Genomic DNA, 26,322 nt, shown 5'->3' with positions numbered 1-26,322 from the left:
CTCGGCCGACCGGACCGGGTCACTTGGTGAAGCTGTAGCTCATCGGGTAGCGGTAGAGCACGCCGTCGTTCGCCTTGACGCCGCCGATGATCCCGAAGATCAGCGGCACGAGCCAGACGAGCATCGGGACGAAGAACAGGATCCCGCAGGTGACCAGCGTGAGCACCCAGGCCAGCACGCCGGCGACGGCCCAGGTGATCTGGAAGTTCAGCGCCGCCACCGCGTGCGCGCGGACGGTCGGCGACTGCTGCCCACGGGTCATCAGCGCGACGAGCGGGGCGACCCAGCCGAGGAGGCCGCCACCGATGATCACGCCGGCGGCGCCGCCGAAGTGCGCGACCAGGGCCCAGGTCTTCTCGTCGTTGTTGGCGTAGGCGGCCGGGCCGTAGCCGGCGCCGGCGGGGTAACCGGCCCCGTAGCCCGGGGCGCCGCCACCCGGCGGCGGATAGCCACCCGCCGGAGGCTGGCCGCCCGGGGGCGGATAGCCACCGGGCGGGGGATAGCCGCCTCCGCCCGGAGGCCCGGACAGTGGTGCGGTGGGTGGCTCGTCGGTCGGCGACGAGCCGTAGGGGGCCGACGGCGCGGTCGGGTCGGGCTGGGGGTTGGGGTCCCCCGCTCCGGGCGGGCGAGGAGGTTCAGTCATGCACGTCACGGTAGGTCCCGGGAGCAAGCGGCACCAGGGCTGTTCGGCCCCGGCGCGGCGGGCCGTACCGGCGGGCCGGACCGGGGGTGCGTCACTGATCATCGCGTCCGCGGGGGTGCCGACGTAGACTGGCACTCGCTACAGTCGAGTGCCAGCCGCCCGGCGGATGCCGCGCGTCGTCCGGCCGAGGTGCGTCAGGAGGTGGGGGAGATGGGTCTCGACGACCGCAAGCTCGCCGTGCTGCGCGCCATCGTCGAGGACTACGTGGCCACGCAGGAGCCGGTGGGCAGCAAGGCCCTGGTCGAACGGCACCAGCTCGGCGTCTCGCCGGCGACGGTGCGCAACGACATGGCGGTGCTGGAGGAGGAGGGCTACATCCGGCAGCCGCACACCAGCGCCGGCCGGGTGCCCACCGACCGCGGCTACCGCCTCTTCGTCGACCGGCTCTCCCGGGTCAAGCCGCTCAGCCCGGCCGAGCGCCGGGCGATCGAGCGTTTCCTGGTCGGCGCGGTCGACCTCGACGACGTGGTGCACCGCACGGTCCGGCTGCTGGCCCAGCTCACCCGGCAGGTCGCGGTGGTGCAATACCCCAGCCTGGCCCGGTCCAAGGTGCGCCACCTGGAGCTGGTGCCGATCTCCACCACCCGGCTGATGGTCGTCATGATCGCCGACACCGGGCGGGTCGAGCAGCGGCTGGTCGAGCTGCCCGCCCCGGTCCCCGCCGAGGACGTGACCGACCTGCGCCGGCTGGTCAACGAGAAGCTGGTCGGCAGCCAGCTCGCCGAGACGCCGCCGCTGGTGCAGGCGCTGGTCGAGGAGTCCGCGACGCACCTGCGCCCGGCCATGACCACGCTCTCCACGGTGCTGCTGGAGACGCTCGTCGAACGGCACGAGGAGCGGATCGCGCTGGCCGGCACCGCCAACCTGACCCGGGGCGGCCTGCTCGACTTCCAGGGTTCGCTGCGGCCCATCCTCGAGGCGCTCGAGGAGGAGGTCGTGCTGCTCAAGCTGATCGGCGAGACGGAACCGAGCAACGCCACCCGGGTGCTCATCGGCGACGAGAACGAGATCGACAACCTGCGGGCCGCCTCGGTGGTCAGCACCGGATACGGCCCGGGCGCCACCATCGTCGGCGGGCTCGGCGTGCTCGGACCGACCCGGATGGACTACCCCGGCAATATCGCCATGGTAAGGGCCGTGGCACGCTACGTGGGCGAGCTGCTGGCCCAGAACTGACCAGTCAGGGCCGACGGTCGGCTGCGGCCGACGACCGGCGAGACGCGAGACGAACATGAGGACACCGAACCCAGTGGCCAGGGACTACTACGGCATTCTCGGCGTGAGCCGGGACGCCTCCGACGACGACATCAAGCGTGCCTACCGCAAGCTGGCGCGGCAGTACCACCCGGACGTGAATCCGGACCCGGAGGCACAGGAGAAGTTCAAGGACATCAACGCCGCGTACGAGGTCCTCTCGGACGACCGGAAGCGGCAGATCGTCGACCTGGGTGGCGACCCGCTCGCCCCGGGCGGCGGTGGCGCGGGCCCGGGCGGCCCGGGCGGGGCCGGCCCGTTCGTCGGCTTCCAGGACATCATGGACGCGTTCTTCGGCGGCGCCGCGGGCGGCAGCCGGGGACCCCGGCCGCGCACCCGGCCGGGCGCCGACGCGATCCTGCGCCTGGAGCTGGACCTCAACGAGACCGCGTTCGGCGTCGAGGCGCCGATCACCGTCGACACCGCGGTGCTCTGCACCACCTGCTCCGGTGCCGGCACCGCCGCCGGCACCCACCTGGCCACCTGCGAGGCGTGCGGCGGCCGGGGTGAGGTGCAGTCGGTGCAGCGGACGTTCCTCGGCCAGGTGGTCTCCGCCCGGCCGTGCACCGTCTGCCAGGGCTACGGCACCACGATCCCGCACCCCTGCCCGACCTGCGCCGGCGACGGCCGGGTGCGTACCCGCCGGTCGCTGACCGTCAAGATCCCGGCCGGCGTCGAGGACGGCATGCGGATCCGGCTGGCCCAGCAGGGCGAGGTCGGCCCGGGCGGTGGCACCGCCGGCGACCTCTACGTCGAGATCCACGAGCGGACCCACGACGTCTACTCCCGCAAGGGCGACGACCTGCACTGCCGGGTGACCGTGCCGATGACCGCCGCCGCGCTCGGCACCCGGCTGACCATCAAGACGCTCGACAGCGAGGAGGTCGTCGACGTCAAGCCGGGCACCCAGCCCGGCAGCACGCTGCGGCTGCGCGCCCGCGGCGTGCCGCACCTGCGCGGCACCGGCCGGGGCGACCTCTACGTCCACCTGGACGTGCGCACCCCGACCAAGCTCGACGCCGACCAGGAGCGGATGCTGCGCGACTTCGCCAAGACCCGGGGCGAGGAGGTCGCCGAGCTGACCAAGCAGGGCGGCTTCTTCTCCCGGATGCGCGACGCGTTCAACGGGCACGCCTGAGGTGTCGGCGCCGCTGTTCCTGGTCGAGGCGCTGCCCACCGGTGACACGGTGACGCTGGACGGCCCGGAGGGCCACCACGCGGCCACCGTGCAACGGCTGCGCGTCGGCCAGGAGCTGCTGCTCGCCGACGGCCGGGGCGGCACCGCCGCCGCGGTGGTCACCGCCGTCGGCCGGGGCGCCCTCGACCTGCGGATCACCGACCGGGGGTACGCCGACGCGTGCGTCCCCCGGCTGGTCGTGGTGCAGGGGATCGCCAAGGGCGACCGGGGTGAGCTGGCCGTGCAGGCGATGACCGAGGTCGGGGTGGACGAGATCGTGCCCTGGGCCGCGTCCCGCTCGGTGGCCCAGTGGCGCGGCGACCGGGGCGTACGGGCCCGGGAGAAGTGGGCCGCCACCGCCCGGGAGGCGGCCAAGCAGGCCCGCCGCCCGTGGCTGCCGGTGGTGGCCGGTTCCCCGGACGAGTCCACCGCCACCGTGGCGCGACGGATCGGCGGCGCCGCCGCGACCTTCGTGCTGCACGAGGAGGCCGACGAGCGGCTCACCACCGCCGAGCTGCCGTCGACCGGCGAGATCGTCCTGGTGGTCGGCCCCGAGGGCGGCATCGCCGAGCCGGAGCTGGCCGCGTTCCGCGAGGCCGGCGCCCGCACCGTCCGCCTGGGCCCGTCAGTGCTGCGCACCTCCACCGCCGGGGTCGCCGCGCTCAGCGTGCTCGCCACCCGCCTGGGCCGCTGGTAGGCCCTCGGCTCAGGGGCGCGGGAAGATCGGCACCGGCTGGTCCTCGGGGCCCAGGTCCAGGCCCGCCGGGCCGATGATCAGCGGGTCGGGCGTGCCGACCACGTCGACGTCCTTGCCGTCGTAGTCGAACCGGTGCAGCACGTGCCGCATCGCCTCCAGCCGGGCCCGCTTCTTGTCGTTGCTCTTCACCACCGTCCACGGCGCGTCAGCGGTGTCGGTCCAGAAGAACATCGCCTCCTTGGCCTCGGTGTACTCGTCCCAGCGGTCGAGTGAGGCCAGGTCCATCGGAGACAGCTTCCACTGCCGCACCGGATCCACCTTGCGCACCACGAACCGGGTGCGCTGCTCGTTGCGGGACACCGAGAACCAGAACTTGACCAGCCGGATCCCGGAGCGGACCAGCATCCGTTCCAGGTCGGGGGCCTGCCGCAGGAACTCCAGGTACTCGTTGCGGGAGCAGAAGCCCATCACCCGTTCCACGCCGGCCCGGTTGTACCAGGACCGGTCGAAGAGCACGATCTCGCCGGCGGTCGGCAGGTGGGCCAGCCAGCGCTGGAAATACCACTGGCCGGCCTCCCGCTCGTCCGGCTTGACCAGGGCGACGACGCTCGCGCCGCGGGGGTTGAGGTGCTCCATGAAGCGCTTGATGGTGCCGCCCTTGCCGGCGGCGTCGCGACCCTCGAAGAGGATCACCAGCCGCTCGCCGGAGTCCTTGATCCAGTCCTGGAGCTTGAGCAGTTCGATCTGCAGCAGCCGCTTCTGGTGGTCGTACTCGTCCCGGTCGAGGCGCTGCTCGTACGGGTAGTCGTCACGCCACGTCTGGACCGGGCTGCCGTCCGGCCGCAGCAGCACGGGGTCGTCGTCGTGCCCGTCGACCACGCGGTAGTCGGCGGAGATGTCCAGCAGCTCGGTGTCGGCCATACCCGGGGTACCTACCCCGCCACCCGGTTTCGACGCGTCAGCTCCGCAGGTAGGACGCGCCGTTCAGGTCGACGATGGTGCCGGCGGCCCACTCGGCCTCCGGGCTGGCCAGCCAGTGCACCGCCGCCGCGATCTCCTCCGGGCGGGCCACCCGACGGAACGGCGACTGCGCCCGCACCGCCTCGCCGCGCTCGCTCTTGAGGTGCTCGTTGGTCATGTCGGTCGCCACGAAGCCCGGCGCGACGCAGGCCACCCCGATGCCGTACGGCGCCAGGGCCACCGCCAGCGACTGCGCCATCGCGTTCATCCCCGCCTTGCTGGCCCCGTACGCCGGGTTGGCCGGCTCGCCCCGGAACGCGCCCCGGGAGGAGACGTTGACGATCCGTCCGCCTCGCTCCCGCATGTGTTGGGCGGCGCACCAGGACGCGTTCGCGGCGCCGACCAGGTTGGTGTCGAGCACCTCCCGCCAGCGCGCCCGCCACTGCTCGTAGCTGCTCTCGAAGACCGGGTGCGGCGGGTCGGCCGGCCCGAACACGCCGGCGTTGTTGACGAGCACGTCGAGCCCGCCGAGCAGCCCGGCGGCGGCGTCCACCATGGTCCGGACCGCGTCCGGGTCGGCCAGGTCGGCGCGGACCACCACGTGCCCGTCGCCGGGCAGCTCGGCGCGGAGCGCCTCGGCCAGGTCGGCGGAGTCCCGGTGGTGGACCGCGACCCGGTCCCCGCCGGCCGCGAACGCCCGCGCCACCGCCCGCCCGATGCCCCGCGAGGCCCCCGTCACCAGCACCGCCCGTCCCGCCATGCCGGCCATCCTGCCGTACGTTCCTTACACTGCTGCGATGGGAGTCGACTGCCTGTTCTGCCGGATCGTCGCCGGGGAGATCCCGGCCACCATCGTCCGTGAGACCGCCACCACCCTGGCCTTCCGGGACATCGACCCGAAGGCGCCCACCCACGTGCTGGTGATCCCCAAGGAGCACTACGTGGACGTGGCCACGCTGGCGCAGGGCGACCCGACGCTCGCCGGTGAGCTGCTCAACACCGCCGCGCTGGTGGCCGAGGAGGAGGGCCTGACGGTGGACGGGTTCCGGCTCATGTTCAACACCGGCCCGTACGGCGGCCAGGAGGTCTTCCACGTGCACGCCCACCTGCTCGGCGGGGCGCCGCTGGGCCCGATGCTCTGCCGCTGACCGGTGCCCCCGATCTCCGACCGGCTCGGCCGGATGGTGCGCCGGGCCCAGGCCAAGGGGCGCATCCCGGCCGTGTCGGCGGCCCTGCACCGGGCGGACCGGCCGCTCTGGACCTGCGCGGTGGGCGGCACCGGCAACGACACCCCGCTCGACCCGGAGACCGTCTTCCGGATCGGCTCGGTCACCAAGACGTTCACCGCGGTGCTGGTCATGCAGTGCCGCGACGACGGCCTGCTCGACCTGGACGACCCGGTCGGGCGGCACCTCGACCTGCCCGCGCACGGCGAACTGACCGTGCGTCGGTTGCTGTCACACACCGCCGGCCTGCAACGCGAGCCGCACGGCGACGTGTGGGACAGCCTGCGCGCGCCGGGCGTCGACGAGTTGCTGGCCGACCTGGCCCGGGCGGAGCGGGTGCTGCCCACCGGCCGTCGCTTCCACTACTCCAACCTGGGCATGGCGCTGCTCGGCGAGCTGGTCGCCCGGCGGCGCGGCGGCAGCTGGGCCGAGGTGCTCGCCGAGCGGGTGCTCGTCCCGCTCGGGCTGACCGCCACCGCCACCGGGCCGGGGGAGCGGGCGGCCACCGGGCATCTGGTCGACGCCTACTCCGACGAGGCGCACCCGGAGCCGCCCACCGACTTCGGCGCGGTGGCGCCGGCCGCCCAGCTCTGGAGCACCGCGCCGGACATGGCCCGCTGGGCGGCCTTCCTGGCCGACCCGACCGCGCTCGACCCGGCCGGCGCGGTGCTCGCCCCGGCGACCGTCGAGGAGATGCGCTGGCCGCTCACCACGACCGACGAGTCGCTCTGGTCGGCCGGCTTCGGCCTCGGGCTGATCCTGGTGCCGCAGCCGGACCGGGTGACCCACGTGGGGCACGACGGCGCGATGCCCGGTTTCCTGGCCGCCGTATACGGCCGGCGCGGCGGGGAGGGCACGGCCGGCGCCATGGGCTGCGCGGTGCTCGGCTCGTCCGGCGCCGGGGTGGAGGTGCTCGACCTGCCCCACGCGCTGCTCGCCGCCGCCGCCGAGCACGACCCGGCCGAGATCGAGCCGTGGCGTCCCGGCCCGCCCGGGCCCGCGCACCTGCGCGGCATGCTGGGCCGCTGGTGGGGCGAGGGCTTCGAGTACGTCTTCTCCTGGCACGACGGGGCGCTGCGGGCCCGGGGTGCGGACGACCCGGCTGGGAAGTCGCCGGCGGTGTTCGCGCCGCTGCCGGAGCGGCCGGACGTGTTCCGCACGGTCTCCGGGCGGGAGGTGGGCGAGCTGCTCCGGCTCACCCGGGACGAGCGCGGGGTGGTGGTCCGGATGCACTGGGCGACCTACCGTTTCACCCGGCGGCAGGAGACGTTCGACGGCTACGACTTCCGGGCCGGCGGCTGACCGCCGGGCACCGGAAATGGGCGCGGTGCGTGCGGTGTCGACCCGATACGATGGGAGCTACCGCACGCCGCGCCAGCAGGGCCCGGCGCCGAGATCGGAGAGCAGGTGGCGCAGGGCCCCCCGGCCCGACCTATGACCGGCACCCCACCTCCCGGCCCGCCCCGGGCGCAGACCAGGATCACGGTCTCCGACCCGAAGATCATGGTGAACCTGCTCGGCGCGGGCGACGAGATCCTGCGACTCGTCGAACGTTCGGTCACCAGCGACGTCCACGTGCGCGGCAACGAGATCACCATCACCGGTGCGCCCGCCGACAACGCTCTCGCCGAGCGCCTCTTCAGTGAGCTCCTCGAGTTGATCGAGAAAGGCGAGACCCTGACCACAGACGCCGTCCGGCGTACCGTCGGCATGCTCGAGCAGGGCAGCGCCGAGCGGCCCGCCGAGGTCCTGACGCTCAACATCCTCTCCCGCCGCGGCCGCACCATCCGTCCCAAGACGCTCGGGCAGAAGCGCTACGTCGACGCGATCGACTCGCACACCATCGTCTTCGGGATCGGTCCGGCCGGCACCGGCAAGACCTACCTGGCCATGGCGAAGGCCGTCCAGGCGCTCCAGGCCAAGCAGGTCAACCGGATCATCCTGACCCGGCCGGCGGTCGAGGCGGGCGAGCGGCTCGGCTTCCTGCCCGGCACCCTGAACGAGAAGATCGACCCCTACCTGCGCCCGCTCTACGACGCGCTGCACGACATGCTCGACCCGGAGTCCATCCCGAAGCTGATGGCCGCCGGCACGATCGAGGTCGCGCCGCTGGCATACATGCGGGGCCGGGCGCAGCCGTACGACGCCCGGGTGCTGACCCCGGAAGGGTTCACGCCGTTCGGGTCGCTCCAGGTCGGTGACCTGGTCATCGGCTCGAACGGGACGCCCACGCCGGTGATCGGCATCTACCCGCAGGGCCCGAAGCAGGTCTACCGGGTCACCACCCAGGACGGGGCGTCCACGCTCTGCTGCGGCGAGCACCTGTGGACCGTCGCCACGCCTGACGACAAGCGGCGTGGCCGGCGGCGAACGATCGAGACGCAGGAGATGATCGGCAAGGAGTGGCGGGGTCACACCCGCCGCTACGAACTGCCGCTCGTCGCGCCGGTGCAGATGGAGCCGAGGCCGGTTTCGCTCGACCCGTACGCGCTCGGGCTGCTGCTGGGTGACGGCTCGATCTCGTGCCGCACCACGCCGGCCTTCTCCACCGCCGACCCGGAGCTGGCGACCGCGCTGGAGGAGGCGCTGGTCGACATCCAGCTGGTCCGCAAGAACGACTACGACTACGTCCTCCGGCACGTCAACGGGCACCGCGGCGGCGTGATCGTGGTCAACCCGGTGACGGCGGCCCTCCGCGAGTTGGGCTTGGCCGGAGCGAAGTCGGGCACGAAGTTCGTCCCCGAGGTCTACAAGAACAACAGCGTCGGCGTCCGGCTCGCGGTCCTGCAAGGGCTGCTGGACACCGACGGCGGGCCGGTCACCCAGGCCGGACGCACCTGCCGCGTGCAGTACACGAGCACGTCGGCTCGACTGTGCGACGACGTGGTCCATCTGGTCGAGTCGCTCGGCGGGGTGGCCACGGCGCGGGTCCGCCCGGCCGAGGGCCGCAAGCCCGGCCTGGCGAAGGGCCGTCCGGTTCCGTACCGTTCCGACGCCTACGTCGTGGAGATTCGTCTTCCGGCCGGTGTCGCGCCGTTCCGCCTGTCGCGCAAGCGCCGGCTCTACGACGAGCACGGCGGTGGCCGACCCATGCGGTTCATCGACTCGATCGTCCCGGCCGGGGTGCAGGAGACGATGTGCATCCAGGTCGCGGCGGAGGACTCGCTCTACGTCACCGACGACTTCCTGGTCACCCACAACACGCTCAACGACGCGTTCATCATCCTGGACGAGGCGCAGAACACCACGCCCGAGCAGATGAAGATGTTCCTCACCCGGCTCGGCTTCAACTCGAAGATCGTGGTCACCGGCGACATCACCCAGGTGGACCTTCCCGGCGGGACGAGCAGCGGCCTGCGGGTGGTCCGGGAGATCCTGAACAACGTCGAGGACGTGCACTTCGCCCAGCTCTCCAGCTCGGACGTGGTTCGCCACAAGCTGGTGGGCGAGATCGTCGACGCGTACGCCCGCTGGGACGCCGAGCGGGAGAACCAGCAGGCGCAGAGCGTGCACGCCGTGCCGGGGCGCACCGCCCAGGGCGGCCGGGCCGGCCGGCGCCGCTAACCCACCAGAGGAAGACAGTTGTCCATCGAGATCGCCAACGAGTCCGGCGCCGACGTCGACACCGACGCCGTGCTCGCCGTCGCCCGGCACGCCCTCGACGAGATGGGGGTCAACCCCCTCGCCGAGCTGTCCGTGCTGCTGGTCGACATCGAATACATGTCGGAGCTGAACCACCGCTGGATGGGTGGGGACGGCCCGACCGACGTGCTCGCCTTCCCCATGGACGAGGGCAGCGTCGACCACGGGCCGGGCGAGAGCGCCCCGGCCGGCGGCGAGCCGGCCCTGCTCGGCGACATCGTGCTCTGCCCGGAGGTGGCGGCCAAGCAGGCGGCCACCGCCGGGCACTCCGCCGCCGACGAGTTGCACCTGCTCACCGTGCACGGCGTGCTGCACCTGCTCGGCTACGACCACGCCGAGCCGGAGGAGGAGCGGGAGATGTTCGGTCTCCAGGCCCGGCTGCTGGCCAGCTGGCGGTCGACCCGGTCGCGGTGATGGTTCCTCTCGCGGCCGGCGCCCCGGCCGGTCTGCCCGATCTCCAGCTCCTGTTCTTCGGCGCCGGGCTGGTGGTGCTCGCCGGCCTGATCGCGATGACGGAGGCGGCGCTGGCCGCGGTCTCCCCGGCGCGTGCCGCCGAGTTGGCCCGGGACGGGGCCCGGGGTGCGCGCGCCCTCCAGGCGGTCGCCGGTGACGTGGTGCGCCACCTCAACCTGCTGCTCCTGCTCCGCCTGCTGGCCGAGCTGACCGCGACCACGCTCGTCGCGCTGGTGGCGGTCGACACGTTCGGCGCCGGCTGGCGGGCGGCGTTGGTGACCGCCGGGGCGATGACGGTGGTGAGCTTCGTGGTGGTCGGTGTCGCGCCGCGCACGTTGGGCCGGCAGCACGCGTACGCGGTCGGCCGGGCGGTCGCGCCGCTGGTGCGCTGGCTGGGTCGGGCGCTCAACCCGCTGGCGTCGCTGCTGATCCTGATCGGCAACGCGGTCACGCCGGGCAAGGGATTCCGCGAGGGGCCGTTCGCCACCCAGGTGGAGCTGCGAGAGCTGGTGGACCTGGCCGAGCAGCGCGGTGTGGTGGAGCACGGCGAACGCCAGATGATCCACTCGGTTTTCGCGCTCGGCGACACCATCGCCCGGGAGGTGATGGTGCCGCGCACCGAGATGGTGTGGATCGAGGAGCGCAAGTCGCTGGCCCAGGCGCTGGCGTTGTTCCTGCGCTCCGGGTTCTCCCGCATCCCGGTGATCGGCGAGAACGTCGACGACGTGCTCGGGGTGCTCTACCTCAAGGATCTGATCCGGCGCACCCAGGGCGATCGGGGGGCGCGGCAGATGCCGGTGGCCGAGCTGATGCGTCCGGCGACGTTCGTGCCGGAGTCCAAGCCGGTGGACGATCTGCTCTCCGAGATGCAGGCGGCCCGCAACCACCTGGTCATCGTGGTCGACGAGTACGGCGGCACCGGCGGCCTGGTCACCATCGAGGACATCCTGGAGGAGATCGTCGGTGAGATCACCGACGAGTACGATGTCGAACGCCCACCGGTGGAGCACCTGCCGGACGGGGCCGTGCGGGTGACCGCCCGGCTGCCGGTGGAGAATCTGGGCGAGCTGTTCGACACCGAGCTGCCCACCGACGAGGTGGAGACGGTCGGTGGCCTGCTCGCCCAGGCGCTCGGCCGGGTGCCCATCCCGGGCTCCGGGGCCGAGGTGGCCGGCCTGAGCCTGGTCGCCGAGGGCACCACCGGCCGGCGCAACCGGATCGACACCGTCCTGGTGAGCCGGGCCGGGCCGGGTTCCGCGCCGGAGGGCGTGGGGCCGGCCGAGTCCCGTGGCAGTCCCAACCGTTCCGAGGAGAGGCAACCCGCCGATGCCTGAGTCAGCCGCCGTGCCGGCCGCACTGCCCACCCCCGCCGATCCGGCCGAGCTGAGCGCGGAGGACGGCAAGCTCGTCGTCCTGGCCCGGGGCGCGCGCGGCCGGGTGGGGGCCGTGGAGGGCGCGGCGGTCCGTGACCAGGACGGCCGGACATACGCGGCGGCGAGCGTCGCGCTGCCGTCGTTGACCCTGACCGCGCTCCAGTTGGCGGTCGCCTCGGCGGTGGCTGCCGGCGCGAGCCGGCTGGAGGCGGCGGTGGTGGTGACGGAGGCGTCGACGCTCGACGGGGCCGGGCACGCCGCGGTGCGTGACCTCTCCGCCGACGCGCCGATCCACGTGGCCGCGCCGGACGGCGCCGTCCTCGGCACGGTGGTCGAGTGACCTCGCCGGAGATGCGCCCCTATCGTGCCGGTTTCGCCTGTTTCGTCGGTAGGCCGAACGCCGGTAAGTCGACGTTGACCAACGCGATCGTCGGCACCAAGATCGCGATCACGTCGAGCAAGCCGCAGACCACCCGGCACATCATCCGGGCGGTGCTGCACCGGCCGGAGTCGCAGCTCGTGCTGGTCGACACGCCGGGTCTGCACCGTCCCCGCACGCTGCTCGGCGAGCGCCTGAACGACCTGGTCCGGGAGACCTGGAGCGAGGTCGACGTGATCGGGCTCTGCGTCCCGGCGAACGAGCCGGTCGGCCGGGGCGACCGGTTCATCACCGGCGAGCTGTCCAGCCTGAAGGCGACCGTGCTCGCCGTGGTCACCAAGACCGACCTGGTGGACAAGAAGCGACTGGCCGAGCAGTTGCTCGCGGTCAGCGAGCTGGCCGACTTCGCGGCCGTGGTGCCGGTGAGCGCGGTCTCCGGGCACCAGGTCGACACGCTCGTCGACGTGATGACCGACTACCTGCCGGAGTCGCCGCAGCTCTACCCGGACGACATGCTCACCGACGACCCGGAGCAGGTGCTCGTCGCCGAGCTGGTCCGGGAGGCCGCGCTGGAGGGGGTACGGGACGAGCTGCCGCACTCCATCGCGGTGGTGGTGGAGGAGATGATCCCGGAGGGTAACCTCACGAAGATCTACGCGGATCTCTACGTGGAGCGGTCCAGTCAGAAGGCGATCGTGATCGGTCACCGGGGCAGTCGGCTCAAGCACGTGGGGAGCACGGCGCGCCGGCAGATCGAGGAGCTGCTGGGCACCCGGGTCTATCTGGATCTGCACGTGCGGGTGGCGAAGGACTGGCAGCGCGACCCGAAGCAGCTGCGCAAGCTCGGCTTCTGACGCCGGGGCGGCGGGCCGGTGGTCAGGTTCAGCCAGGCCTATGGGGCATCTCACCTTGACCGGGCGTCTTTACACGTTTCACAGCTCGCCGGAGCAGGGTAGGAGCTTGTTCCTCTGCCCCCGAGCCCTGCCGCGAGCTGATGCGAAACCGCTACCTCGACCTGCTTCGCTTCCTGGCCATCCTGCGCGTCGTCACCTACCACGTCACCGGTTACGCCTCGCTCACGCTGGTGTTCCCGGCGATGGCGGTGATGTTCGCGTTGGCCGGGTCGCTGATGGCCGCGTCGCTGGACCGCAGCGGGGTGCGTGCGGTCGGGCGCCGGCTGCGGCGCCTGCTGCCCTCGCTCTGGGTGCTCGCCGCGGTCTTCGTGCCGGCGATGCTGTTCACCGGGCTGCCGTTCAGCCCGAAGGTGCTGCTCTGGCTCTTCCCGATCAGTGACCCGCCGGCCAACTACTGGGGTGGGCTGGCGCTCAGCCCGATCTGGTACCTGCGGGACTACCTGTGGTTCGTGCTCGCCTCGCCGCTGGCGCTCTGGCTGTTCCGGCGGGCACCGCTGCCCACGCTCGCCGCCCCGTACGCGCTGCTCGCCGCGATCGAGTTCGGGATCCTGCCGAACCCGCCGACCGTGCTGCGCGAGTTCGGTCTCTACTTCGGTGCCTGGCTGCTCGGTTTCGCCCACCACGACGGGCTGCTGCGGCGGACGCGCAACCGGGTGCTGCTGCCGCTCGCCGCGGTGGTGGGCGCGGCCGGGCTGGCCTGGATCGTCACCCACCCCGGCCCGCGGGGGTACGACATCAACGACATCCCGCTCGGCAACGCGCTCTGGGCGACCGCGTTCATCCTGGTGGCGATCGGCCGGGCGCCGACCGGCGCGGCCTGGGTCGACCGCGTCCCGGTGCTCGGCCGGGCGGTGACCGTGGTGAACCGGCGGGCGCTGACGATCTATCTGTGGCACATGCCGTTCGTGGTGGCGCTCACCCCGCTGGTGGGCCTGGTGGGTTGGTCGACCACCGACCCGGTCGGCCTGTGGCTGCGGGTGGTCCTGGTCTTCGCGCTGGTCGGGGTGGTGACGTTGCTGGTCGGCTGGGTCGAGGACGTGGCCGCCCGGCGTACCCCCGAGCTCGTGCCGGGCAAGCCACGGCGGTCCGTGGCCGATCGGGCGGCCGACGCGCCGGCGAGCCCGGCCCCGGCCGGCGCGGCGGGCGGGCTGGTCGGCGCCGGGGTCCGGGCGCCGGCGCCGCGCCGGAGCCCCGAGTCCGCCGACCGGGTCGCCTGGCCGGAGCGCGCCCGGCGGGGGAGCGGCGGCTCGCTCAGCGACCCGTGACGGTGACGTTGCCGCTGGTGGCGGAGACGTCGAGCAGCAGGGACGCGCCCGGGTCGTTCGTCACCTGCACGTCGGTGTCGCCCGACCTGGCGTCGGCCCGCACCCGGTAGCGGCCGTCCGGCACGGCCAGGTCGACGTTGCCGCTGGTGGCGTGCAGCCGGGCCGGGGCCGGCTGGTCCAGCTCGACCGTGAGGTTGCCCGAGGTGGCCTCCGCGTCGACCGTGGAGGCGAGCCGGCGGGCCTCGATGTCGCCCGACTTGGCCCGCAGCCGGACCGGTCCGCCCACCTCGACCAGCCGGATGTTGCCCGACGTGGTGTCGGCGCGCACCTCACCGGTCGCCCCGCTGATGGTGAGGTCGCCGGAGCTGAGCGTGAACTCCACGGCCCCGACGTCGGTGAGGTCGACGTTGCCGGAGCCGGTGCCACCGCGCACCGCCACGCCCTTCGGCGCGGTCACCTCCCAGGAGATGCTGCACCGGTGGCCGCAGTCGGTGGGCAGCACCAACTCGTCGCCCTTGAGCTCGTAGCGGCTCTCCGGCTCGCCGCCCTGGTAACGCACCGTGCGCTTGATCTTCACCTGGTCGGCGGGACCGTTGCCCCGGATCGTCACGTCGCCCGAGCCGCCGTCGTCCACGGTGATCCGGGTGACCTTCGCGCGTTCGGTCTGGTCGTAGTCGAGCCGGCGGAACGACAGGGTGTCACACCCGGCGAGCACGATGAGTGTGGCGGCGGCGGTCGCGGCCATCACCGCACGACCCGTTCGGAGCGAAGCCATGGCCAGAACCCTAGGTCCGGCGGGGCGGCCGGCACATCGGGGATGGGCCACCGGTCCACCCCGATCCGACCCTGAGATCACACCCCGAGAGAGAATGGACCGATGGCCGGATACCGCCGACAGCTCTACCGCGACGACGCGGTGGTGCTGCGCGTGCAGAAGCTGGGCGAGTCCGACCGGATCATCACCCTGTTCACCCGCCGGCACGGTCGGCTGCGCGCGGTGGCCCGGGGCGTCCGCCGCACCACCAGCAGGTTCGGCGCCCGGCTGGAGCCGTTCGGGCACGTCGACCTCCAACTCGCCGGTGACCCCAAGGGCAACCAGGGCAGCTCCCTGCACACCGTCAGCCAGGTCGAGGCGATCGAGCTGTACGGCAAGCGGTTCCTCGGCGACTACCCCCGCTACACGGCGGCCAGCGCGATCGCCGAGACCGCCGAGCGACTGACCCCGGTCGAGCGGGAGCCGTCGCTGCGGCTGTTCCAGCTCACCCTCGGCGCGATGAAGTCGCTGGCCCGCGGCGACCACGCCACCACGCTGGTGCTCGACGCCTACCTGTTGCGCGGCATGTCGTTCGCCGGCTGGGCGCCGGCGCTGACCGCGTGCGCGGTCTGCGGCGAGCCGGGTGCGCACCGCGCGTTCTCGGTGCCGGCCGGCGGCGCCGTCTGCCCGGACTGCCGGCCCCCCGGCGCGGCCCACCCGGCGCCGGCCACGCTCACGCTGATGTCCGCGCTGACCACCGGCGACTGGGCGTACGCCGACGCCGCCGACACCGCCGTACGCCGGGAGTGCAGCGGCCTGGTCGCGGCGCACCTCCAGTGGCATCTGGAGCGCGCGCTACGCTCGCTGCCGCTGGTCGACCGGGGTGTCCCGGCGCCCGGCGTGGTCCCGCCGCGCGCCGGTGGACCGGCCGCCGCTGGTGTCAACAGGGAGATGACCGAGTGATCCGATCGACGAGGACGACCCGTCGCGAGCCGTCGCCGCCGACCCCGCACCCGTCCGGCGCCCGGCCACCGGCGCTGCCGGCCGCCGCGCTGCCCCGGCACATCGCGATCGTGATGGACGGCAACGGCCGCTGGGCCAAGGAGCGCGGGCTGCCCCGCACCAAGGGGCACGAGCAGGGCGAGCACAGCCTCTTCGACGCCGTCGAGGGGGCGATCGAGCTGGGCGTGCCCTACCTGTCGGCGTACGCGTTCTCCACCGAGAACTGGCGGCGCTCGCCGGACGAGGTCCGTTTCCTGATGGGCTTCAACCGCGACGTCATCCGCCGCCGCCGCGACCAGCTCGTCGACCTGGGCGTGCGGGTGGTCTGGTCGGGCCGGGCCGGGCGGCTGTGGAAGAGCGTCATCTCCGAGCTGCAGACCGCCGAGGAGATGTCGCGTGACAACTCGACGTTGACGCTGCAGTTCTGCGTCAACTACGGCGGCCAGGCGGAGATCGCCGACGCCGCGGCGGCGATCGCCCGGGACGTCGCCGCCGGCCGGCTGCACCCGGACAAGGTCACCGAGAAGACGGTGGCGCGCTACCTCTACCACCCCGAGGTGCCCGAGGTCGACCTGTTCCTGCGTCCCTCCGGCGAGCAGCGCATCTCCAACTTCCTGCTCTGGCAGACCGCGTACGCGGAACTGGTCTACCTGGACACGCTCTGGCCCGACTTCGACCGCCGCCACCTCTGGTACGCCTGCGAGCTGTACGCCCAGCGGGACCGCCGTTTCGGCGGCGCGCTGCCCAACCCGGTCGCCCCGGGAGTCTGAGCTCACGCTTACCGACGCGGCGCGCGGGGTACCGGTAGGGCCAACAGCACACGCGGAGGTGAACCACATGATTCAGAAGCGGATCGGGCAGTGGGCGGTCATGGCGGTCGCCGTGCCGCTGGCGGCGGCCGGCGCGCGCCGGCTCAGCCACTCGCTGGAGGCCCGTCGCGGGCCGACCGGGGTGAGCCGCCTGCTGACCAAGGGCGCGGACCTGCTGCGGCCGCAGAAGGCCAAGCGGCGTCGGTTCTTCTGACCTGCCGGCCGGCGTCGACCGGCCATCCACGGAACGCCCCGCATCCGCGGGGCGTTCCGCTTTACCATCGGCGCAGGGCGCGCCGCCGGGACGCGCCGCCACGGGGGTGGAGGATGCGCGATCTCCGGTACGAGATGACGGCCGCCCTGGCCGCCGCCGACCTGGTGGAGCCGACCCGTCGGGAGGCGGTGGCCGAGCTGTGCGCCGGGGTGGCCGAGCGGCACTGTGCCGACCTCGGCCACACCCCGGCGGTCCGCTCCGGCGAGATCGGTGAGCTGGCCGCCGGCGAGCCGGCCGCCGGCTGGGCCCCCGACCCGCCCGAGCGCACGTGGTGAGGCTCAGCCCTCCACTTCGGAGCGGTCGCCCGCCCAGAGCGTGTGGAACGAGCCGGCCCGGTCCACCCGGTGGTAGGTGTGCGCGCCGAAGTTGTCCCGCAGCCCCTGGATCAGCGCGGCCGGCAGCCGCGCGGCGCGCAGCGCGTCGAAGTAGGCCAGCGACGACGCGAAGGCCGGGGCCGGCACGCCCGCCCGGGCCGCGTCGGCCACCACCCGCCGCCAGGCCGGCACGCCGGCGCTGACCCGCTCGGCGAACCAGGGCGCCACCAGCAGCGTCGACAGGTCCGGCTCGCCGTCGTACGCCTCCTTGATCCGGTCCAGGAAGCGGGCCCGGATGATGCAACCGCCCCGCCAGATGGTGGCCGTGCCACCCAGGTCGATGTTCCAGTCGTACTCCCGGCTGCCGGCACGGATGTGGTCGAAGCCCTGCGCGTACGCGACGATCTTGCTGGCCAGCAGCGCGCGGCGCACGTCCTCGACGAACGTGTCCCGGTCGTCCACCTGCCACTTCTCGCCGGCGTCGGGGAACACCCGGCGGGCCGCCTCGCGCTGGTCGGCGTGCCCGGACAGCGACCGCGCGAACGTGGCCTCGGCGATGCCGGTGATCGGGATGCCCAGGTCCAGCGCGCTCTGCACGGTCCAGCGGCCGGTGCCCTTCTGCTCGGCCTGGTCGAGGACCACGTCCACGAACGCCTTGCCGGTCGCCGCGTCCGTGTGGCCGAGCACGTCGGCGGTGATCTCGATGAGGAACGACTCCAGCTCGCCGCCGTTCCACTCCCGGAAGATCTCCGCGATCTCCGCCGGGGTCGCGGACAGGCCGGCCCGCAACAGGTCGTACGCCTCGGCGATGAGCTGCATGTCGGCGTACTCGATGCCGTTGTGCACCATCTTCACGAAGTGACCCGCGCCGTCCGGCCCGACGTGCCGGCAGCACGACTCGCCCTCGACCTGCGCGGCGATCTTCTCGAAGATCGGCCCGAGCTTCTGGTAGGACTCCGCCGAGCCGCCCGGCATGATGCTCGGCCCGCGCAGTGCGCCCTCCTCGCCGCCGGAGACCCCGGTGCCGACGAAGTGCAGCCCGTGCGCGCGCAGCGCCTCCTCCCGGCGGCGGGTGTCGGCGAAGTGCGCGTTGCCGCAGTCGACGACGATGTCCCCCTCCTCCAGCAGCGGGATCAGCTCGTCGATCACGGCGTCGGTGGGCGCGCCGGCCTTGACCATCACGATCACCGCGCGCGGCCGCTCCAGCGAGCCGACGAAGTCGGCGAGCGACTCGGACGGCACGAAGGTGCCCTCGTCGCCGTGCTCGGCGACCAGGCTGCGGGTGCGGGCAGGCGTTCGGTTGTGCACCGCCACGGAGAAGCCGTTGCGGGCCAGGTTCCGGGCCAGGTTGCGACCCATCACCGCCAGACCGGTGACCCCGATCTGCGCCGTCGCCTGTTCTGCCATGCGTACCGCCACCTCTCGTCCTCGTTGCCGTCCTGCGACCGTATCGCGGTCGCGGCATGAGCGGACCACACCTCGACCGTGGGTGAGGAGGCGGTGGCGCCGTGTCTCACCCCTCGGCGAGACGCGCCTCGACGTGCGCCACCTTCGCGGTCAACGCGTCGGTCACCCCGGGACGTAGGTCGGCCTTGAGTACCAGGCTGACCCGGGGCGACTGGGCCGCGACGGTGTCGACGGCCCGCTTCACCACCGCCATCACCTCGTCCCACTCGCCCTCGACGGTGGTGAACATGGCGTCGGTCCGGTTCGGCAGGCCGGACTCGCGGACCACCCGGACGGCGTCGGCGACCAGGTCACCCACGGATTCACCCACGCCGAGCGGGGTGATCGAGAACGCGATCAGCATGCCGACGATGGTGCCAGTAATTCGGGTGCGGCAGCGGTCCGCGTCGGGCTAGCGTGTCGGCATGCGTAAGTGACGCCCTTCCTCCGAGCCCGGTCCACCGCCGCAGATGCCGTGGACCCGTCCCGCTCCGGGCGTCCGCATCCTCTTCCCGCCGCCGTCGTGCGCGGTGTCTGTCGTGGTCGGATCGCACCGGGGCACCCGCTCGGCGCGTCGCCGGTCGGCGCGCCCGACAGACAGGAGGCCCGCGGATGCCCGCGAAGCGCAACCCGAAGAAGTCCCGCAAGCCGTCGCCGTCCCGGCGGCGGTCCGCCCCGCCGGATCTCGACGCGCTCGGCGTGGCGCCGCCCACCCCGGCGGCGCTGCTCCCGGATGTCGCGTCGACCGCTCCGGTCCTGCCCGGCGCGGCATCGCCGGGTGGTGCGTCGTCCGGCGCGGCGTTGTCCGGCGCGGCGTTGTCCGGTGCGGCATCGCCGGGTGGTGCGGTGCCCGGGGCCGACCCGGTTCCGTCCGGTGAGTTGCCGGGCGGCGCGTTGGCCGAGCCGGTGCTGCCCGACGACGCACTGCCCGACACGATTTCGGTCGAGCCCGCGTCGACCCGTCCGGCGCCGCCGAAGTCCGGGCCGCCCGGAAGCCGCGGTGGCAGGCTCAAGGGGCGCAGCCAGCCCGCCGGCCAGACCCGGTTCTACGCCTTCCGGCGCAGCTGACCGTCGCGGAGCTGCCGGCCCCCGGGGTGGGCCGGCAGCGCGGGACCGCGCTCACCTTCCGGGAGTGCACCCGCCGCGCACCGCCGCCGAACGCACCCCACCCGCTCCCCGGGAACCCCCCATTTCCCGAGCACCCATGCCGTTCCACCCACCGCCCACCGAGGCGGCGAGTGGAACGGCATGGGTGTCCCGGGCGCGCGCAGACACCCACCGCGTTCCACCCACCGCTCACCGAGGCGGCGAGTGGAACGGCATGGGTGCCTCGGGGCGCGAGGCAGACACCCGCGTTCGGCCGAAGGATGCGGCGCGCTCGCGGTGGGCGGGCCCCTGATCGCGCGCCGACGAGGCTCCCATCGACCGACCGCCTTCCTCTCCAAGCCCCCAGGGCGGGGGCGAGGGGGGTCAGCCGATCAGGGGGCGGAAGGTGCCCAGGAGGATGCTCGTGGTCAGGGCGGCGGCGGCCAGCAGGGCGGCGGTGACCACGAGCAGCGCGTCGGCTCTCGTGAAGCGCTGCCGGCGGGCGACCGTACGCGGGGTGCCCGCGTCGAAGCCGCGGGCGTCCATCGCCACCGCCAGTCGGGTGCCGCGCCGGATCGCGCCGACCAGCAGGGTGAACGCGATGGACGCGAAGAGTCGCAGTTTGGCGATCGGGTTGCGGCCGGCGTCCACGCCCCGGGCCCGCCGGGCCATGCTGATCATCCGCCACTCCTGTTCGAGGAGCGGCACCAGCCGGAACGCGGCCAGCGCGCCGATGGCGAACCGGGCCGGTGCCTTCGCGTTCTGGATCAGCGCGTCGGCCAGGTCGGTCGGGTCGGTGGTGGCGAAGACGATGATCCCGGGCAGCGCCACCGCGAGCATCCGCAGCACCAGCCCGAGCGCGGTGACCAGCACGCCCTCGGTGACCACCACCGGGCCGGCCTCGACGAACACCCGGCCGGACCGATCGGCGGCGAAGAGCACCAGCGTGACCAGGATGCCGCCGGCGGCGGCCAGCAGCGGCCACGCCCGGCGGGCCAGCACCCGGTAGCGGACGCCGAACAGCGGCAGCACGGCCAGCTCGACCGCGATGGCGATGGCCGGCGCGACCGGGTCCAGCGTCGCCACCAGCACGATGGTGAACACCATCGCGGCGGCCAGCTTCGCCACCGGGTTGCGTCGCGCCAGCGGGGCGCCGGGCGTGGCCACCGGCTCCAGGTCGATCACGGGTCCACCCCGCCCGGGTCGGCGGGGCGGTGCAGGGTGAGCGTCCGGTCGGCCAGCGCGGCCACGAAGTCGGCGTCGTGGGTCACCGTGACCACGCCGTGGCCGGCGTCGCGCAGCTCGGCCAGCAGGTCGACCAGCTCCCGCCAGGTGCGCCGGTCCTGGCCGAACGTGGGCTCGTCGCAGATCAGCAGGCGGGGCGCGGTGGCCAGGGCGGTCGCCACGCTCAGCCGCCGCGCCTCGCCACCGGAGAGGGTGTACGGGTTGGCGCCGGCGAGCCGGTCCAGCCGCAGCCGTTCCAGCAGCGCGTCGACGGTGGCGGTGGTCTCCGCCTCGGACCGGCCGGTGCGGCGCGGCCCGAGCGCCAGCTCGTCGCGGACCGTGGCGGTGACGAACTGGTGCTCCGGGTCCTGGAAGACCGAACCGATCCGGCCGGCCAGTGCGGGCGCCCGCCACCGGTGCGGGGGCGTACGCGCGTCCCGGCCGGCCAGGTCGGCCGAGGCGGTGACCGTGCCGGTGCCGGGGCGCGTCAGGCCGCCGAGGAGCAGCGCCAGGGTGGACTTGCCGGCGCCGTTCGGGCCGAGCACGGCGAGCGCCTCGCCGGTGCGTACCCGCAGGTCGGTGGGGGCCAGCCGGGGCGGCAGGCCGAGCCGGTCGGCGGTGAGCAGCACGTCGCCGGCCGGCGTGCCGGCGTGCCGGGGCGGCACGGTGTGGCCGGGCACCCAGACCCCGGCGGCGGCCAGCGCCTCCCCGTGGGCGGCGAAGACCGCCTCGGGTGGGCCGTCGGCGCGCACCCCGCCGCCGGGTTCCAGCACCACCACCCGGTCGACGAGCGGCAACGCCTCGGCGACCCGGTGCTCGACCAGGATCAGCGTGGTGTCGGCGTCGAGCGCGTCCGCGACGGCCCGGCGGACGAGCGTGGCGCCGGTCGGGTCGAGGTTGGCGGTGGGTTCGTCGAGCAGCAGCAGCCCCGGCCGCAGCGCGAGCGTCCCGGCGAGGGCGAGCCGCTGCTGCTCGCCGCCGCTGAGCGCGGCGGTGGGGCGGTCCCGGTGATAGGGGAAGCCGACCCGGCGCAGCGCCTCGTCCACCCGGGGCCAGATCTCCTCGGCCGGCACGCCCCGGTTCTCCAGCCCGAACGCGACGTCGTCGCCGGAGCGGGCCATCACGAGTTGGGTCTCCGGGTCCTGGAAGAGCACGCCGACGCGCTCGCGGGCCTTGCGCGGGTCGAGCCCGTCGATCTCGACGGTGCCCTCCTGCTCGCCGGAGTCCTCGGGCAGCAGCCCGGCCAGCGCCGCCAGCAGCGTGCTCTTGCCCGCCCCCGACGCCCCCAGCAGCAGCACCCGCTCCCCGCTCTCGACGCGCAGGTCCACCCCGCGCACCGCCCAGCGTCTTCGCCCCCCGTGCCGCCACCCGAACCCCCGCAGCACCACCCCGCTCACGGTCCCACCCCCTCCCCAGCCTCGGTGATCAAGGAGTTCACGTCAGGAGAACCGCCCACCGTCGACGCGAACTCCTTGATCGACGGGAGTCAGACCAGGGCCCGGTCGCGGCCGGCGGGGAAGCGGTCCAGGACGCCGGTGTTGGCCAGGGCGCGGGTGAGCACCCACGCGCCGAAGCCGGCGACGACGGTGGCGCTGACGATGGTGATCAGCGCGTACGGGATGCGGTAGGAGGTCAGGTCGTAGGCCTTGTTCCAGTAGACGAAGTCGAAGATCGCCGCGCCGAGGCCGGTCAGTGCGCCGGCCAGCACCGCCACCGGCAGCTTGAACGAGCGGTAGCGGAACGCGGCGAACGCCAGCTCGGCGCCGATGCCCTGCATCAGGCCCTGGAGGATCACGATGCCCGCCCACTGGCTGCCCAGCAGCGCGGAGACGATCGCGGCCACCGTCTCGCAGTAGAGCGCGGCACCCGGCTTGCGGATGATCAGGCCGGCGAGCACCGCCGGGATCAGCCAGACGCCGTAGAGCACCGCCTGCGCCGGCGGGAAGAACGCGAACGCCGCGTCGGTGGCGCTCCAGAGCAGGCCCCAGGCCCAGAAGACGACGCCGAAGGCGACGGCGATCACCGAGGCGACGACGATGTCGACGGTACGCCAGCGGTTGCTGTCGGTGTGGTTCATGACGGACTCCCAGTTCGTGGTGCGGAACCAGGAGAAGACGCACGCCGCACCCGGAAAACGCCCGGACTGCGGCGCGGCTGGAGGTCGACCGAACTCCCTGCGCTGGCATTACCCAGATCAGGTTCGAGGGTCTGCGGGCACCGGCCCGCACTCTCAGCGCTGTGCGCTCCCCTGTCGGATGTGAAGTTGTCTCGTCGCAGACGCTAGCACCGACCATGGCCCCGGGCCCAGCAGGGCGTCTGTCGGCTACGGTGGCGATCATGCGGATCGAGGCGCGGGGTCTGATGTTCGACGTACGCACCGGCGGCCCCGAGGACGGCGAGCCCGTCCTGCTGCTGCACGGCTTCCCGCAGCACGCCGGTGAGTGGGACGCGGTGACGCCCGCGCTGCACGCCGCCGGGCTGCGCACCTACGCGCTCGACCAGCGCGGCTACTCGCCCGGCGCGCGGCCGGAGGCGGTCGAGGCGTACCGGATTCCGGAGCTGGTGGCCGACGCGGCGGCCGTGCTGGACGCGCTCGGGGTGACCACCGCCCACCTGGTCGGCCACGACTGGGGCGCGATCGTGGCCTGGGGCCTGGCGGCGGCGCACCCGGAGCGGGTGCGGACGCTCACCGCGGTGTCCGTGCCGCACCCGGCCGCGATGGGGCACGCGCTCGCCACCGACCCGAGGCAGAAGGCGAAGTCCGCCTACATGGCGCTGTTCCGGATGCCGGGCAAGGCGGAGAAGGTGCTGCTGGCGATGCGCGGGGCCGCGCTGCGGCGGCTGCTGCGCGGCGTCGGCGACGCGGCCACCGTCGACCGCTACGCCGAGCCGATGCGCGAGCCGGGCGCGCTCACCGCCGCGCTCAACTGGTACCGCGCGATGAGCGGCTCGGACATGAAGGCGGTCGGGCCGGTGGCGGTGCCGACCACCTACGTGTGGAGCGAGAAGGACGTGGCGATCGGCCGGACCGCCGCCGAGGCGTGCGCGGCGCACGTCACCGGGGACTACCGCTTCGTGGTGCTGCCCGGTGTCAGCCACTGGATCCCCGACGAGGCCCCCGGCCCGCTGGCCGAGGCGATCCTCGCCCGCGTCCGTCCATGAGCGCGGGCACCCGACCGCACACCCGGGCGTCGCTCGCCGCCCAGCTCCGCGACCTCGGCGTACGCCCCGGCGGGACCGTGCTGGTCCACGCCGGCCTGCGCGGCCTCGGGTTCCTCTGCGGCGGGCCGGAGGCCGTCCTGCTGGCCCTGCGCGACGTGCTCGGCCCGGCCGGCACGGTCGTGGTGCCCACCCACACCCCGGAGAACAGCGATCCGGCGGGCTGGACCAACCCGCCGGTGCCGGCGGACTGGTGGCCGGTCATCCGGGACGGGCTGCCCGGCTTCGACCCGGCGGTCACCCCGAGCCGGTTCATGGGTGCCTTCGCCGAGCTGGTCCGGACGTCTCCCGGGGCACGGCGCAGCGACCATCCGCACGTCTCCTTCGCGGCGATCGGACCGGCCGCCGAGCGGATCCTGACCGGGCACCGGCTGGACGACATGCTCGGCGAGACCTCCCCGCTGGGCCGCCTCCACGACCTGGACGCCGACGTGCTGCTGCTCGGTGTCGGGCACGGCAGCAACACGTCGTTGCACCTGGCCGAGTACCGGCAACCGGCGGTGCCCCGGCAGCGGCTCGGCGCCGCCCGGCTGATCGCGGACGGCGGGCGCGAGTGGGTGTGGTGGGACGACGTCCGGCTGGACGACGGCGGGTTCGAACCGCTCGGCGTCGACCTGGACGCGAGCGGCGCGGTCCGGCTCGGGCCGGTGGGGGACGGGACGGGCCGGCTGATGAGGCAGCGGGCGGCGGTGGACTTCGCGGTGCGGTGGCTGGCCCGGAACCGAGGGACGGAGACGACATGACGGTGAGTGCCGAGGCGTACCTGGCGACGGTGACGTCGACGATGGAGCGGGTGGCCGCGGAGCAGCGGGAGAACGTGGCCGCGGCGGCCGACCTGATCGCCGCGGCGGTCCGCGCCGACGGGGTGGTGCACGCGTTCGGGACCGGGCACTCCGAGGCGCTCGCCATGGAGATCGCCGGCCGGGCCGGCGGGCTGGTGCCGACCAACCGGATCGCGCTGCGCGACCTGGTCCTGGTCGGCGGCGAGCCGGCCGACGTGCTCGGCCCGAAGCTGGAACGCGAGCCGGCGGTGGCGCACCGCCTCTACGAGCTGGCCCCGGTCCGGCCGTCCGACGTGTTCGTGCTCGCCTCCAACTCGGGGGTGAACGGGGCGATGGTGGAGTTCGCGTCAGTGGTCAAGGAGCACGGGCATCCCCTGGTGGCGATCACCTCGGCGCGCCACTCGGCGCGGATGACCTCGCGGCACCCGTCCGGCCGCAAGCTCGCCGACTTCGCCGACGTGGTGCTGGACAACGGCGCCCCGTACGGCGACGCCACGCTGCCGCTGCCCGGCGGCGGCGCGGTCGGCGCGGTCTCCTCGATCACCGCGGCGCTGCTGGCGCAGCAGATCACCGTCGAGGTGGTGGCCCGGCTGGTCGCGGCGGGGGACCGGCCACCGGTCTACCTGTCCGCCAACATCGCCGGCGGAGACGAGCACAACGCCGAACTGGAGGCGCGGTACGCGGGGCGGATCCGACGCGGATCCTGAGCGGGTTTCGTGATCATCTGAAGCGGGCAAGGCGCTGCTGCCGGCGGGCGTTCACCCGCCGGCGGTGCCGTCTTCACCGGAGGTTCACGAGTGTCCAAGGAATCCGAGAAGCAGCGTTGGCAGCGCAACTTCGCCGACCTGCTCCAGGAGCTGCGCGTCGCGCAGACCGGCGTACAGATCCTCTTCGCGTTCCTGCTGACGCTGCCGTTCAGCAACGGGTTCACCCGGACCACCGAGTTCCAGCGTGACGTCTACATCCTGGCGCTGCTGACCGCCGCCGCGTCCGCCGCGATGATCATTTCACCGGTCGCGTTCCACCGGGCGCTGTTCCGCCAGGGCCGCAAGCCGGAGCTGGTCCGCTTCGCGCACCGGATGGCCACCGGTGGCCTGTTCTTCATGCTGATCGCGATGGTCAGCTCGGTGCTGCTGGTCAGCGACTTCGTGCTGGACCGGCCGATCGCGTTCCTGCTCAGCGCGCTGACCGGCGTCTGGTTCCTGCTCTTCTGGGCCGTCCTGCCGTTCAGCCGGCGCAACTGGGGCGACGACGACATCGACGACGATGACGACGACCCGCAGATGCTGACCGGCGACTGACCTCCGCCAAATCGGGCGTGCACGCGACGCTACCCCTGGGTAACACCCGGGGGTAGCGTCGTTTTCGT

Annotated in this window: 28 protein-coding genes, 3 pseudogenes and 1 riboswitch; of the genes and pseudogenes, 22 read left to right on the top strand and 9 right to left on the bottom strand. The window is 73.6% G+C overall.

Features of this window, described 5'->3' with window-relative positions:
* Positions 1-19: 19 nt before the first annotated feature.
* Positions 20-643, bottom strand: coding sequence for a DUF4870 domain-containing protein (locus GA0070213_RS28380; RefSeq protein WP_091071349.1), 624 nt, complete (start codon positions 641-643; stop codon positions 20-22).
* Positions 644-853: 210 nt separating this feature from the next.
* Here GA0070213_RS28380 and hrcA point away from each other — a divergent pair, with 210 nt between their 5' ends.
* The 3 genes from hrcA to GA0070213_RS28365 all read left to right on the top strand — a co-directional run bounded on the left by hrcA (position 854) and on the right by GA0070213_RS28365 (position 3,831).
* Positions 854-1,879, top strand: a complete 1,026-nt coding sequence (gene hrcA / locus GA0070213_RS28375) for a heat-inducible transcriptional repressor HrcA (RefSeq protein WP_091071346.1) — start codon at positions 854-856, stop codon at positions 1,877-1,879.
* A 73-nt stretch (positions 1,880-1,952) separates the two neighbouring features.
* Positions 1,953-3,095 carry a molecular chaperone DnaJ gene (dnaJ, locus tag GA0070213_RS28370; RefSeq protein ID WP_175441538.1) on the top strand — a complete coding sequence of 381 codons (1,143 nt, stop codon included), beginning with the start codon at positions 1,953-1,955 and terminating at the stop codon, positions 3,093-3,095.
* A gap of 1 nt (position 3,096) precedes the next feature.
* Complete coding sequence (locus GA0070213_RS28365) at positions 3,097-3,831, top strand: 16S rRNA (uracil(1498)-N(3))-methyltransferase (protein WP_091071340.1); 735 nt, start codon at positions 3,097-3,099, stop codon at positions 3,829-3,831.
* A 9-nt stretch (positions 3,832-3,840) separates the two neighbouring features.
* Here GA0070213_RS28365 and ppk2 read toward each other — a convergent pair whose 3' ends face one another.
* Both ppk2 and GA0070213_RS28355 read right to left on the bottom strand, forming a co-directional pair.
* On the bottom strand, positions 3,841-4,752 hold the full coding sequence (ppk2, locus tag GA0070213_RS28360) for a polyphosphate kinase 2 (RefSeq protein ID WP_091071338.1): 912 nt from the start codon (positions 4,750-4,752) through the stop codon (positions 3,841-3,843).
* Between the two features lie 37 nt (positions 4,753-4,789).
* The gene (locus tag GA0070213_RS28355) at positions 4,790-5,551 is read right to left on the bottom strand and encodes an SDR family NAD(P)-dependent oxidoreductase (protein ID WP_091071398.1); all 762 of its coding nucleotides are present in this window, start codon (positions 5,549-5,551) and stop codon (positions 4,790-4,792) included.
* Between the two features lie 37 nt (positions 5,552-5,588).
* On the opposite strand from GA0070213_RS28355, the gene GA0070213_RS28350 reads away from it, so the two are divergent.
* The 10 genes and pseudogenes from GA0070213_RS28350 (at position 5,589) to GA0070213_RS28315 (ending at position 14,043) form a co-directional block, all read left to right on the top strand.
* A complete protein-coding gene (locus GA0070213_RS28350) occupies positions 5,589-5,939 on the top strand; it encodes a histidine triad nucleotide-binding protein (protein ID WP_091071336.1) in 351 nt (116 codons plus the stop codon).
* 3 nt (positions 5,940-5,942) lie between these two features.
* A complete protein-coding gene (locus GA0070213_RS28345; RefSeq protein WP_091071334.1) occupies positions 5,943-7,319 on the top strand; it encodes a serine hydrolase domain-containing protein in 1,377 nt (458 codons plus the stop codon).
* Between the two features lie 132 nt (positions 7,320-7,451).
* Positions 7,452-8,147, top strand: a pseudogene (locus GA0070213_RS32375) (PhoH family protein); the annotation flags it as partial.
* Positions 8,136-8,954 (top strand): annotated as a pseudogene (locus GA0070213_RS32710) (LAGLIDADG family homing endonuclease); the annotation flags it as partial. The pseudogenes GA0070213_RS32375 and GA0070213_RS32710, both read left to right, overlap by 12 nt.
* 264 nt (positions 8,955-9,218) lie before the next feature.
* Positions 9,219-9,581 (top strand): annotated as a pseudogene (locus GA0070213_RS32365) (PhoH family protein); the annotation flags it as partial.
* 18 nt (positions 9,582-9,599) lie between these two features.
* A complete protein-coding gene (ybeY, locus tag GA0070213_RS28335) occupies positions 9,600-10,073 on the top strand; it encodes an rRNA maturation RNase YbeY (RefSeq protein WP_091071329.1) in 474 nt (157 codons plus the stop codon).
* The gene (locus GA0070213_RS28330; RefSeq protein ID WP_245716595.1) at positions 10,049-11,446 is read left to right on the top strand and encodes a hemolysin family protein; all 1,398 of its coding nucleotides are present in this window, start codon (positions 10,049-10,051) and stop codon (positions 11,444-11,446) included. Before ybeY ends, GA0070213_RS28330 begins: the two co-directional genes overlap by 25 nt.
* A complete protein-coding gene (locus GA0070213_RS28325; RefSeq protein WP_091071324.1) occupies positions 11,439-11,825 on the top strand; it encodes a cytidine deaminase in 387 nt (128 codons plus the stop codon). Before GA0070213_RS28330 ends, GA0070213_RS28325 begins: the two co-directional genes overlap by 8 nt.
* Entirely contained in the window at positions 11,822-12,718 is an 897-nt protein-coding gene (era, locus tag GA0070213_RS28320; protein ID WP_091071321.1) for a GTPase Era, read from the top strand. Before GA0070213_RS28325 ends, era begins: the two co-directional genes overlap by 4 nt.
* Positions 12,719-12,858: 140 nt before the next feature.
* Positions 12,859-14,043: an acyltransferase family protein gene (locus tag GA0070213_RS28315; RefSeq protein ID WP_245716588.1), complete on the top strand. Its 1,185-nt coding sequence runs from the start codon at positions 12,859-12,861 to the stop codon at positions 14,041-14,043.
* On the opposite strand, the gene GA0070213_RS28310 is transcribed toward GA0070213_RS28315, so the two are convergent.
* The gene (locus GA0070213_RS28310; RefSeq protein ID WP_245716587.1) at positions 14,030-14,818 is read right to left on the bottom strand and encodes a DUF4097 family beta strand repeat-containing protein; all 789 of its coding nucleotides are present in this window, start codon (positions 14,816-14,818) and stop codon (positions 14,030-14,032) included. The two genes, GA0070213_RS28315 and GA0070213_RS28310, sit on opposite strands and share 14 nt — an antisense overlap.
* 102 nt (positions 14,819-14,920) lie before the next feature.
* On the opposite strand from GA0070213_RS28310, the gene recO reads away from it, so the two are divergent.
* The 4 genes from recO to GA0070213_RS28290 all read left to right on the top strand — a co-directional run bounded on the left by recO (position 14,921) and on the right by GA0070213_RS28290 (position 17,157).
* A complete protein-coding gene (gene recO / locus GA0070213_RS28305; protein WP_091071316.1) occupies positions 14,921-15,760 on the top strand; it encodes a DNA repair protein RecO in 840 nt (279 codons plus the stop codon).
* Positions 15,757-16,569 (top strand): isoprenyl transferase, encoded by an 813-nt coding sequence (locus tag GA0070213_RS28300; protein ID WP_091071313.1) that lies wholly within the window; start codon positions 15,757-15,759, stop codon positions 16,567-16,569. The genes recO and GA0070213_RS28300 overlap by 4 nt, the downstream gene beginning before the upstream one ends.
* 67 nt (positions 16,570-16,636) lie before the next feature.
* The gene (locus GA0070213_RS28295) at positions 16,637-16,822 is read left to right on the top strand and encodes a hypothetical protein (protein ID WP_089158089.1); all 186 of its coding nucleotides are present in this window, start codon (positions 16,637-16,639) and stop codon (positions 16,820-16,822) included.
* Positions 16,823-16,935: 113 nt separating this feature from the next.
* On the top strand, positions 16,936-17,157 hold the full coding sequence (locus tag GA0070213_RS28290) for a thioredoxin reductase (protein WP_091071312.1): 222 nt from the start codon (positions 16,936-16,938) through the stop codon (positions 17,155-17,157).
* Between the two features lie 3 nt (positions 17,158-17,160).
* Here GA0070213_RS28290 and gndA read toward each other — a convergent pair whose 3' ends face one another.
* Together gndA and GA0070213_RS28280 are read right to left on the bottom strand one after the other, a co-directional pair.
* The gene (gene gndA / locus GA0070213_RS28285; RefSeq protein ID WP_091071309.1) at positions 17,161-18,603 is read right to left on the bottom strand and encodes an NADP-dependent phosphogluconate dehydrogenase; all 1,443 of its coding nucleotides are present in this window, start codon (positions 18,601-18,603) and stop codon (positions 17,161-17,163) included.
* 106 nt (positions 18,604-18,709) lie between these two features.
* Complete coding sequence (locus GA0070213_RS28280) at positions 18,710-19,006, bottom strand: MTH1187 family thiamine-binding protein (protein WP_091071307.1); 297 nt, start codon at positions 19,004-19,006, stop codon at positions 18,710-18,712.
* A 248-nt stretch (positions 19,007-19,254) separates the two neighbouring features.
* On the opposite strand from GA0070213_RS28280, the gene GA0070213_RS28275 reads away from it, so the two are divergent.
* Positions 19,255-19,710 carry a hypothetical protein gene (locus GA0070213_RS28275; protein WP_091071305.1) on the top strand — a complete coding sequence of 152 codons (456 nt, stop codon included), beginning with the start codon at positions 19,255-19,257 and terminating at the stop codon, positions 19,708-19,710.
* A gap of 402 nt (positions 19,711-20,112) precedes the next feature.
* Here the strand turns inward: GA0070213_RS28275 and GA0070213_RS28270 are convergent, their stop codons facing one another.
* The 3 genes from GA0070213_RS28270 to GA0070213_RS28260 form a co-directional block, all read right to left on the bottom strand.
* Positions 20,113-20,913: an energy-coupling factor transporter transmembrane component T family protein gene (locus GA0070213_RS28270; protein ID WP_091071304.1), complete on the bottom strand. Its 801-nt coding sequence runs from the start codon at positions 20,911-20,913 to the stop codon at positions 20,113-20,115.
* A complete protein-coding gene (locus GA0070213_RS28265) occupies positions 20,910-22,349 on the bottom strand; it encodes an ABC transporter ATP-binding protein (protein ID WP_091071301.1) in 1,440 nt (479 codons plus the stop codon). Before GA0070213_RS28265 ends, GA0070213_RS28270 begins: the two co-directional genes overlap by 4 nt.
* Before the next feature lie 89 nt (positions 22,350-22,438).
* Positions 22,439-23,029 (bottom strand): ECF transporter S component, encoded by a 591-nt coding sequence (locus GA0070213_RS28260; RefSeq protein WP_091071297.1) that lies wholly within the window; start codon positions 23,027-23,029, stop codon positions 22,439-22,441.
* Positions 23,030-23,105: 76 nt separating this feature from the next.
* A riboswitch (TPP riboswitch) is annotated at positions 23,106-23,212 on the bottom strand.
* A gap of 77 nt (positions 23,213-23,289) precedes the next feature.
* On the opposite strand from GA0070213_RS28260, the gene GA0070213_RS28255 reads away from it, so the two are divergent.
* From GA0070213_RS28255 to GA0070213_RS28240, 4 genes are all read left to right on the top strand, one after another.
* A complete protein-coding gene (locus GA0070213_RS28255) occupies positions 23,290-24,114 on the top strand; it encodes an alpha/beta fold hydrolase (protein ID WP_091071396.1) in 825 nt (274 codons plus the stop codon).
* On the top strand, positions 24,111-24,914 hold the full coding sequence (locus tag GA0070213_RS28250; RefSeq protein WP_091071296.1) for an AAC(3) family N-acetyltransferase: 804 nt from the start codon (positions 24,111-24,113) through the stop codon (positions 24,912-24,914). The genes GA0070213_RS28255 and GA0070213_RS28250 overlap by 4 nt, the downstream gene beginning before the upstream one ends.
* A complete protein-coding gene (locus GA0070213_RS28245; RefSeq protein WP_091071294.1) occupies positions 24,911-25,660 on the top strand; it encodes a sugar isomerase domain-containing protein in 750 nt (249 codons plus the stop codon). The genes GA0070213_RS28250 and GA0070213_RS28245 overlap by 4 nt, the downstream gene beginning before the upstream one ends.
* Positions 25,661-25,750: 90 nt before the next feature.
* Entirely contained in the window at positions 25,751-26,254 is a 504-nt protein-coding gene (locus tag GA0070213_RS28240) for a DUF6328 family protein (protein ID WP_091071292.1), read from the top strand.
* Positions 26,255-26,322: the final 68 nt, after the last annotated feature.

This window comes from Micromonospora humi, assembly GCF_900090105.1.
GTDB classification, from domain to species: Bacteria; Actinomycetota; Actinomycetes; order Mycobacteriales; family Micromonosporaceae; genus Micromonospora; species Micromonospora humi.
This window is presented reverse-complemented; position numbering and strand designations above follow the sequence as displayed.

What these genes read in the sequence shown, in the direction of transcription:
- GA0070213_RS28350 (WP_091071336.1), top strand. Translation starts at nt 5,589, where the DNA reads ATGGGAGTCGACTGCCTGTTCTGCCGGATCGTCGCCGGGGAGATCCCG.
- GA0070213_RS28250 (WP_091071296.1), top strand. Translation starts at nt 24,111, where the DNA reads ATGAGCGCGGGCACCCGACCGCACACCCGGGCGTCGCTCGCCGCCCAG.
- GA0070213_RS28310 (WP_245716587.1), bottom strand. Translation starts at nt 14,818, where the DNA reads ATGGCTTCGCTCCGAACGGGTCGTGCGGTGATGGCCGCGACCGCCGCC.
- GA0070213_RS28260 (WP_091071297.1), bottom strand. Translation starts at nt 23,029, where the DNA reads ATGAACCACACCGACAGCAACCGCTGGCGTACCGTCGACATCGTCGTC.
- recO (WP_091071316.1), top strand. Translation starts at nt 14,921, where the DNA reads ATGGCCGGATACCGCCGACAGCTCTACCGCGACGACGCGGTGGTGCTG.
- GA0070213_RS28255 (WP_091071396.1), top strand. Translation starts at nt 23,290, where the DNA reads ATGCGGATCGAGGCGCGGGGTCTGATGTTCGACGTACGCACCGGCGGC.
- ppk2 (WP_091071338.1), bottom strand. Translation starts at nt 4,752, where the DNA reads ATGGCCGACACCGAGCTGCTGGACATCTCCGCCGACTACCGCGTGGTC.
- GA0070213_RS28315 (WP_245716588.1), top strand. Translation starts at nt 12,859, where the DNA reads ATGCGAAACCGCTACCTCGACCTGCTTCGCTTCCTGGCCATCCTGCGC.
- gndA (WP_091071309.1), bottom strand. Translation starts at nt 18,603, where the DNA reads ATGGCAGAACAGGCGACGGCGCAGATCGGGGTCACCGGTCTGGCGGTG.
- GA0070213_RS28325 (WP_091071324.1), top strand. Translation starts at nt 11,439, where the DNA reads ATGCCTGAGTCAGCCGCCGTGCCGGCCGCACTGCCCACCCCCGCCGAT.
- GA0070213_RS28380 (WP_091071349.1), bottom strand. Translation starts at nt 643, where the DNA reads ATGACTGAACCTCCTCGCCCGCCCGGAGCGGGGGACCCCAACCCCCAG.
- GA0070213_RS28275 (WP_091071305.1), top strand. Translation starts at nt 19,255, where the DNA reads ATGCCCGCGAAGCGCAACCCGAAGAAGTCCCGCAAGCCGTCGCCGTCC.
- GA0070213_RS28245 (WP_091071294.1), top strand. Translation starts at nt 24,911, where the DNA reads ATGACGGTGAGTGCCGAGGCGTACCTGGCGACGGTGACGTCGACGATG.
- GA0070213_RS28295 (WP_089158089.1), top strand. Translation starts at nt 16,637, where the DNA reads ATGATTCAGAAGCGGATCGGGCAGTGGGCGGTCATGGCGGTCGCCGTG.
- GA0070213_RS28280 (WP_091071307.1), bottom strand. Translation starts at nt 19,006, where the DNA reads ATGCTGATCGCGTTCTCGATCACCCCGCTCGGCGTGGGTGAATCCGTG.
- hrcA (WP_091071346.1), top strand. Translation starts at nt 854, where the DNA reads ATGGGTCTCGACGACCGCAAGCTCGCCGTGCTGCGCGCCATCGTCGAG.
- GA0070213_RS28355 (WP_091071398.1), bottom strand. Translation starts at nt 5,551, where the DNA reads ATGGCGGGACGGGCGGTGCTGGTGACGGGGGCCTCGCGGGGCATCGGG.
- GA0070213_RS28290 (WP_091071312.1), top strand. Translation starts at nt 16,936, where the DNA reads ATGCGCGATCTCCGGTACGAGATGACGGCCGCCCTGGCCGCCGCCGAC.